Origin of the sequence: Nocardia araoensis NBRC 100135 (assembly GCF_000308435.1) — a bacterium.
In the GTDB taxonomy this organism is placed as follows: domain Bacteria; phylum Actinomycetota; class Actinomycetes; order Mycobacteriales; family Mycobacteriaceae; genus Nocardia; species Nocardia araoensis.
Window position 1 is genome coordinate 1 of the sequence record NZ_BAFR01000298.1, and the last position, 3,744, is coordinate 3,744.

Annotated in this window: 5 protein-coding genes; 3 read left to right on the top strand and 2 right to left on the bottom strand. The window is 69.6% G+C overall.

Annotation, left to right across the window (positions count from 1 at the left end):
• Window positions 1–1,258, bottom strand: a 1,258-nt coding sequence (locus ON21_RS30640) for a bifunctional phosphatase PAP2/diacylglycerol kinase family protein (RefSeq protein ID WP_039803786.1), incomplete at its 3' end; no start/stop codon positions are given.
• 485 nt (window positions 1,259–1,743) lie between these two features.
• Between ON21_RS30640 and ON21_RS30645 the strand changes: the two genes are divergently transcribed.
• From ON21_RS30645 to ON21_RS30655, 3 genes are read left to right on the top strand one after another with little or no spacing between them, the layout of a single operon-like run.
• Window positions 1,744–2,232 carry an SRPBCC family protein gene (locus ON21_RS30645; RefSeq protein WP_245562797.1) on the top strand — a complete coding sequence of 163 codons (489 nt, stop codon included), beginning with the start codon at window positions 1,744–1,746 and terminating at the stop codon, window positions 2,230–2,232.
• Window positions 2,229–2,570, top strand: coding sequence for an ArsR/SmtB family transcription factor (locus tag ON21_RS30650; RefSeq protein ID WP_039803780.1), 342 nt, complete (start codon window positions 2,229–2,231; stop codon window positions 2,568–2,570). The genes ON21_RS30645 and ON21_RS30650 overlap by 4 nt, the downstream gene beginning before the upstream one ends.
• A 39-nt stretch (window positions 2,571–2,609) precedes the next feature.
• Entirely contained in the window at window positions 2,610–3,053 is a 444-nt protein-coding gene (locus tag ON21_RS30655; RefSeq protein WP_039803782.1) for an SRPBCC family protein, read from the top strand.
• A gap of 147 nt (window positions 3,054–3,200) precedes the next feature.
• Here ON21_RS30655 and ON21_RS30660 read toward each other — a convergent pair.
• Window positions 3,201–3,744: quinone oxidoreductase family protein (locus ON21_RS30660; protein ID WP_039803784.1), on the bottom strand; the 544-nt coding region annotated here is incomplete at its 5' end.

Consider the following 3,744-nt stretch of genomic DNA (forward strand, 5'->3'; position numbering starts at 1 on the left):
GGATGTCGAGCAGTCCGGCGTCCAGCCGGTCGCGAAATGCGGGCACCGCGCCGTGCGGGTGGTAGGGACCGTTGCCGACGAACAGGAACCACACCCGCTGCCAGCGCCCGTCCAGGCAGATCTCCAGCGGCTCGGCCCGGTGCAGGGTCACCACGAGCGCGGCGGCGAACGCGGGCCACTTGCCCCAGCGCGACTGCCACTTCTCGCGCAGCTGCACCAGGTCCGGATAGGCGCCGAGGCTGGCGGTGTTGATCAGATGCCGGGTGCGGGAACCGGTGCCGTCCTGGCATTCGACGCTGGCGATGTCCACCGCCACCGCCTCGCCTGCCCCGGTGGCGTCGATCACCTCGCGCAGATCGTAGACGCCGAGATCGCGGGCGAAGTGGTTGAGCGTGCCGGTGGGGATGACGACCAGCGGCAGCTCGTGGCGCAACGCGACCGCGGCCACCGCGGCCACCGTGCCGTCACCGCCGGCGACGCCGACCGCCAGCACGGGCTCACCGTGCTCGGCGATGGCCTGCTCGAGTTGGTCGGCACAGTCCAGGTCGGGCTGCGTGCGCAGCACGGTGGCGGCGGGCAGGGCGGCGGCGACATCGTCGGTGGGATCGTAATTCGGGTCGCCGGATACCGGATTCACCATGACCACCAAGCCTTTGCCCTCCACCAGCGCGGGCACCTCGCGGACCGGGCGGGCCTGCGCCTCGTCGGATTCGCGCACCGGCCACCAGCGCCGCGTGGCGAGGGCGACACCGGAGCCGACGGCCGCCCCGACGAGCACATCGGAGCTCCAGTGCACGCCGGTGTGCACCCGCGAGTAGGCGACGGTGGCGGCCAGCGGGGCGACAACCAGTGCGGTACGCGGACTTTCCAGCGCGACAGCGGTGGCGAACGCCGCGGCGCAGGCGCTGTGTCCCGAGGGGAACGAGGAGGACCTCGGGGCCGGAACGAGTCGCCGGTGCACCGGCAGGAGTTCGGCGGCCGGCCTGCGCCGTGCGATCAGTGACTTGAGGCCGACGTTGACGACGAAACTGGCTCCCGCGACGGAGACGACACCGCGCAGCGCGGCCCGCCGCGGCGCGCCTTGGCGGGTGGCCAGCAGCGTCGCGAGAACCAGCCACAGTCCGCTGAAATCGGCGCTGCCGGTGAGCCGCAGCAAACCGTGGTCGACCGCCGAAGCGGGCAGTTCGGCGACCGCCGCGCCGATCGCTCTATCGATTCGTCCGATGCCGTGGAACTTCCGGCGCACCCAGCTACTCACCCGCCCGACCTTACCGATCACGGCACGAACGTCTCGAAAGTCGGAGGCGCACCGCATTTCGGCGGCGTCGGCAAGGCTGTGGTTCGACAGGACGGTCACAAGGTGGAGACATGCCCCGAAAACCGGAATCGTAACGGCGTTCTCGTGCCGCCGACTTCCACTGGATCCGGCGACACCGGACGAGGTGGGCAACCCGGCGGACGGCTTCCCCGCCGCGAAGGACATTCGGCTGCAAGCGTTGCGGTGCTGCGAGTATGAAGCCGGCCTCCGCGTGGCGGGTCAGCATCGGTAGCGCGTCCGGCTGCGCCGAGAGGGCGTGCCCGCCGACGGCGCCGGCTGCCACTGCCCGGAAGCGATAGTCGCGTCGGCGTTTCGTGGCGGCCGCTGGGCGCCGAGTCGGCAGTTCGAGACATGTGGCCCACGGGCCGGCCGTCGATCAAATATGCAACCAATGGTTGCGTCGCGAGAGTTGGCCGACTAACGTCATGCGCAACCAAACGTTGCATATGGAGGTCCTGGATATGGAGTACGGCAGTATCGAACGGGAGATGCACGTCGACGCCTCGCCCGAGGTGGTCTTCGAGGTCGTCAGCAGCCCGGAGCACATCGCGGAATGGTGGAGCGACGGCGCCGAGTTCGAAACGGCGCCGGGCGCGGTCGGTGAACTCGTCTGGGGTGACCGGGCCGAGGTCGTCCCCATCAAGGTGGTACGGGCCGAGCCACCCCGATTGTTCTCGTTCCGCTGGTGCTATGCGGGCGGCGCGATCGACGATTCCGCCGGTTCGCTGCTGGTGACCTTCGAGCTCACCCCGTCGGGCGCTGGTACCAAGATCCGGCTCACCGAGACGGGTTTCCGGGAAATGGGTTGGGAGGCGGCGAAGCTCGAGGAGCTGTACCGCGACCACAGCATGGGATGGGACACCTTCGTCCCCCGGCTCGGGGAGTACATCGTGCGGCTGGTGTCGACGCCGTGACCGCCGCAGTCGACGACGACCTGTGGTCCGCCATCGGGGACCCGATGCGCAGGCGGATGCTCGATCTGCTCCTCGCGGAGGGGAACGGCACGGCCACCAGCCTCAGTGAGCGGCTGCCCGTCACGCGGCAGGCGGTCGCCAAACATCTCGTCGTGCTCGACCGCGTCGGTTTGGTGCACGGCACGCCCGCCGGGCGGGAGCGGCGGTACCAAGTGGACGAGGCGCAACTCGCGCGCGCGGTCGCTCAGTTGTCCGCGGTCGGGGCGGCGTGGGACGCCAGGCTCCGGCGCATCAAGCGCATCGCGGAGGCGATTCAGCGCAAACAAGATCAGCAGTGAGATCACGCGGTTACGAGAACAACGGAAAGAGGAATCGAAATGGTGGACATTCTGCACAAAGTGGGCATCAAGTCGCCGGTGGACGAGGTCTACGCCGCCTTGACCACCACCGAGGGGCTCGCCGGGTGGTGGACGGCCGATACCGAGGGGGACGGCGGCGAGCTCGGCGGCCTGCTCGAATTCCGCTTCGCGGCAGGTGGATTCGACATGCGGGTGCGCGAGCTCGACCCGGGAAAGCGAGTGCTGTGGGAGGTGGTCGGCGGGCCCGATGAGTGGATCGGCACCCAGGTGGACTGGAGCCTCGATCAGGCGGGCGACTACACCACCGTGCTCTTCGCGCACCGAGGGTGGAAGGAGCCGGTGGACTTCATGCACCACTGCAGCACCAAGTGGGCGGTCTACCTGCTGAGCCTGAAATCGCTGATCGAAACCGAGAAGGGCGCCCCGCATCCCCACGACGTCAAGATCGACAGCTGGGATTGACGCGCCGCGCGGGAAGTTCGCGGGCACCGCGACGGCATTTCGCACCGGCGGCATCGCCACCGGTGCGGATGCTGTCGCGCGTCGGCCGGCCGGCGTACCTTGCCGTGCGCCGTTCGAGCTCGATGGCCGCACGTTTCCGATGCGCGGTCAGGGGGTGAGGATGGTCTTCCCGATGGCCGTGCGGTCTTCGAACGCCCGATGGGCGGTCGCCGCTTCGGCCAGGGGCAGCACCGTGCCGATGACGGGGGTGAGTTCACCGCGCACCGTGAGGTCCGCGGCTCGGCGGGCCAGCTCCGGCCACCGTTGCGGGCGATATCCGAGGCTGAAGGGAATCAGCGAGGCGCCGACCGGTAGGAGTTGCTCCGAGCTGATCTCGACCGCGACGCCGCTGGCCGAACCGAAGACCACCATGCGGGCGCGCGGTTTCGTGAGCAGGCTGTAAGCCTCCCGCGCCGTCCGTCCGCCGACGGTCTCGAGCACGACCGACACCGGACCGGCCTCCTCGGTCCATCCCGGTCGCGTGTAGTCCACGGTGGCATCGGCGCCGAGGTCGGCGGCCAGCTGCCGCTTCGCGGCCCCGCTCGCACCGGCGACGACCCGGGCTCCGGCTCGTTTGGCCAACTGGATCAACAGGGTTCCGATTCCTCCGCCTGCCGCCTCCACCAGAACCGTGTCCTCGGGCCCGATCTCC